This window comes from Ideonella sp. B508-1 (assembly GCF_000333615.1).
GTDB lineage: Bacteria > Pseudomonadota > Gammaproteobacteria > Burkholderiales > Burkholderiaceae_C > Ideonella.
In genome coordinates this window covers 1-3,241 of sequence record NZ_BADL01000578.1, presented here as the reverse complement: position 1 = coordinate 3,241, position 3,241 = coordinate 1, and the positions used below count along the sequence as shown (strand labels likewise).

Annotated in this window: 4 protein-coding genes; all 4 read left to right on the top strand. The window is 74.5% G+C overall.

What is annotated here, in order from left to right; all coding sequences use genetic code 11:
* Positions 1-237, top strand: a 237-nt coding sequence (locus I73_RS30070) for a hypothetical protein (protein WP_022982744.1), incomplete at its 5' end; no start/stop codon positions are given.
* On the top strand, positions 234-1,211 hold the full coding sequence (gene cbiB / locus I73_RS30065; protein WP_022982743.1) for an adenosylcobinamide-phosphate synthase CbiB: 978 nt from the start codon (positions 234-236) through the stop codon (positions 1,209-1,211). The genes I73_RS30070 and cbiB, both read left to right, overlap by 4 nt.
* Positions 1,208-2,290 (top strand): aminotransferase class I/II-fold pyridoxal phosphate-dependent enzyme, encoded by a 1,083-nt coding sequence (locus tag I73_RS30060; RefSeq protein WP_234409589.1) that lies wholly within the window; start codon positions 1,208-1,210, stop codon positions 2,288-2,290. The genes cbiB and I73_RS30060 overlap by 4 nt, the downstream gene beginning before the upstream one ends.
* A 96-nt stretch (positions 2,291-2,386) precedes the next feature.
* On the top strand, positions 2,387-3,130 hold the full coding sequence (locus tag I73_RS30055; RefSeq protein ID WP_051049342.1) for an adenosylcobinamide-GDP ribazoletransferase: 744 nt from the start codon (positions 2,387-2,389) through the stop codon (positions 3,128-3,130).
* Positions 3,131-3,241: the final 111 nt, after the last annotated feature.

Here is a 3,241-nt window from a genome sequence, read left to right as displayed (position 1 = left end):
GTCAAGCGCAGCCCGGTGAGTTGTTTTGCCGCGTGCAAGGGCGGCCCCATCCTCTGCGTGCAGCCCGACGGCACCTGGTACGACAACGTCACTCCCGAGACCATGGACCGCATCATCGAAGAACACCTGCTGGGCGGCCGCCCGGTGAGCGAACGGGTGTTCCACCAGGGACCGGGCTGCGCGGCCACCGCCGCCGACGACGAGACCCTGGGCCTGGAAGGAGACCGCGCGGCGTGATCGGCCCCGATCTTTCCTGGCCGGTGCTGGGCCTGGCCGTGCTCGTGGCCCTGGTCTGGGACCGGGTGCTGGGCGAGCCCCCCGCGCGCTGGCACCCGGTGGTGGCCATGGGCCGGGCCCTGGGCGCCGTCGGCCCCCGGCTGTGGCCGCTGGCGCCACGCCGGGCTTTCGTGGCGGGCGCGCTGGCCTGGGGGCTGGGCGCTGCCGCGGTGACGGGGGTGTACGGCCTCTTGCAGACCGGCCTGCTGTCGTCCCCCTGGCTGGGGGCCGAGCTTTGGCGCAGCTTGGCCCAGGGCCTGCTGCTGGGCGTGCTGCTCAAGCCCCTGCTGGCCTGGCGCATGCTGCGCGACGAGGTGGGCGCGGTGCAGGCCGCGCTGGACCGCTCGCTGGCCGAGGGGCGCCAGCGCCTGTCCTGGCTGGTGAGCCGGCCGGTGAACCGGCTGAGCGCCGACGAGGTGCGCGAGAGCGCGCTGGAAACCCTGGCCGAGAACCTCAGCGATTCGGTGCTGGCGCCGCTGTTCTGGTTTGCCGTGGCCGGCCTGCCGGGCGCGGCCCTCTACCGCTTTGCCAACACCGCCGATGCGATGTGGGGCTACCGCGACCACCGCGAGTGGGGCGGCAAGTGGGCCGCCCGCGCGGACGATGTGCTCAACTGGCTGCCCGCCCGCCTGACGGCGCTGGCCCTGTGCGCGGCGGCCGGCCGCTGGCCGGGCGCGTCTGTGCTGCGCGGCCAGGCCCGGCGCACCGCCTCGCCCAACAGCGGCTGGCCCATGGGCGCGCTGGCCCTGCTGCTGGGCCGCCGGCTGGGCAAGCCTGGCGTCTATGTGCTGAACGAGGGCCACCCCGTGCCGGCGGCGGCCGATGTGCCGCAGGCCTTGCGCTGGTGCGGCCGCGTGGTGGGTGGCCTGGCCGCCTTGGCGGGCCTGGCCTGGCTGTGGGGCGGGATGTGGTGGCTGGGCGGAGCACGCGCATGAACCTTGCCCCCATGCCCTGGCCCGAGCACGGCGGCCCCGATGGCGGGCCGGCCATCCTGTACGACTTCTCCACCAACGCCAATCCGCTGCCCCTGCCCGAGGCGCTGGTGAACGCCCTGGCCGCCACCGACCGGCGCCGCTACCCCGACCCGCACTACGGCCGCCTGTGCGAGCGGCTGGCCGCCCACCACGGCCTGCCCGCCCACCGTGTGCTGCCCACCGCCGGCAGCAGCGAGGCCATCCGCCGCCTGACCCTGCTGGCCCATCTGCAGGGCCTGGGCGAGGCCTGGGTGCCCGCGCCTGGCTATGGCGACTACGCCGCCGCGGCCTATGCCCTGGGGCTGAAGGTGCATGGCTGGCCGGCGCCGGCCACGCTGCTGGAGGCGCTGGACCGCGCCCACCACCCGGCCCTGGTCTGGCTCAACGAGCCCTGCAACCCCACCGGGGTCAGCCTGCCGCACAGCTTCTGGCAGTCGCTGGCCGAGGTCGCCTGGGCCAAGGGCCACTGGCTGGTGCTGGACCGTGCCTACGAGCCGCTGCGGTTGGAGGGCGGCGACCCCATCCTGCCCGGCATGGCCGCGCGGGCCTGGCAGCTGTGGTCGCCCAACAAGGCGCTGGGGCTGACGGGCATCCGCGCCGGCTACGTGCTGGCGCCCACCGAGGCCGCCGAGGGCCTGGGCCAGCGGCTGCGGGCGCTGGCGCCCAGCTGGGTGCTGTCGGCCGAGGGCGAGCAGATGCTGCTGGCCTGGTGGGGCGAGGCGGTGCAGGCCTGGTTGGCGGACAGCCGCCGCACCCTGGAACAATGGCGCACCATGCAACGCCACCTCTTGGGCGACCTGGGCTGGGCCCAGCGCGCCACGGTCACCCCCTTCTGGCTGGCGCGCCCGCCGCTGCCGGCCCGCCTGCTGGAACTGCGCCTGCGCCAGCTGCGCAGCGCCGGCCTCAAGCTGCGCGACGCCAGCTCCTTCGGCCTGCCGGGCTGGGTGCGCGTGTCCACCCAGTCGCCCGACGCCCAGGCCGCGCTGGCCCTGGTCTGGCATGACAGCCGCTGGAAGGGCGAGGAAGGCGAGGGCGCATGAACAGCACCGCACCGGGGCCCGAGACCCCGCGCCAGGAAGGCGCGCTGCGGGGCGAACTGCGCCTGTTCTTCAGGCGCGCTGCAGTTCTTCACCCGCGTGCCGGTGCCCGCCTGGGTGGGCTGTTCGGCTGCGCAGCTCAATGCCTCGGCCCGCCACTTTCCCAGCGTGGGCTGGGTGGTGGGCGCGGTGGTGGGCGCGGTGCTGTGGGGCGCCAACCAGCTGTGGACGCCCGGCGTGGCGGCCTGGCTGGCCATCGCCGCGGGCGTGCTGCTGACCGGCGCCTTCCACGAAGACGGTCTGGCCGACAGCTGCGACGGCTTCGGCGGCGGCTGGCAGCGCGATCAGGTGCTGGCCATCATGAAGGACTCGCGGGTGGGCAGCTACGCCACGCTGGGCGTGGTCATCACCCTGGGCCTGAAGACGCAACTGTTGAGCCTGCTGGCCGAGCGGGCCTGGGGCCTGTGGCCGGTGCTGGGCGTGACCATTGCCGCCCACACCCTGAGCCGCTGGGGCGTGCTGTGGATCATGGCGCGGCTGGACTATGTGCGTGAAGACGCGCTGTCCAAGTCCAAGCCCATCGCGCAAGGCGTGGCCCGCGGGCCGCTGGTCTTCGCCTCCATCGTGGCCCTGCTGCCGGCCGCACTGCTGGGCCTGCCGGGGCTGTCGGCTGCGGTGTCGGCCGCCCTGGTGGCCTGGTTCGCCATCCGCTACCTGCGCCGTCGCCTGGGCGGTTATGTGGGCGATGCGCTGGGCGCCACCCAGCAGATCACCGAGCTGGTGGTGCTGCTGTCCCTGTTGTCGGTGCCGCCGGCGGTGGAACACCTGAGCCGCTGGCCCTGAACCCATGGCCCTGATCCTCGTTCGCCACACCCGCGTGAACCTGCCGGCCGGCACCTGCTACGGCCAGGCCGATGTGCCCCTGCTGCAGCCGCACGATCCGCCCTTCGACGG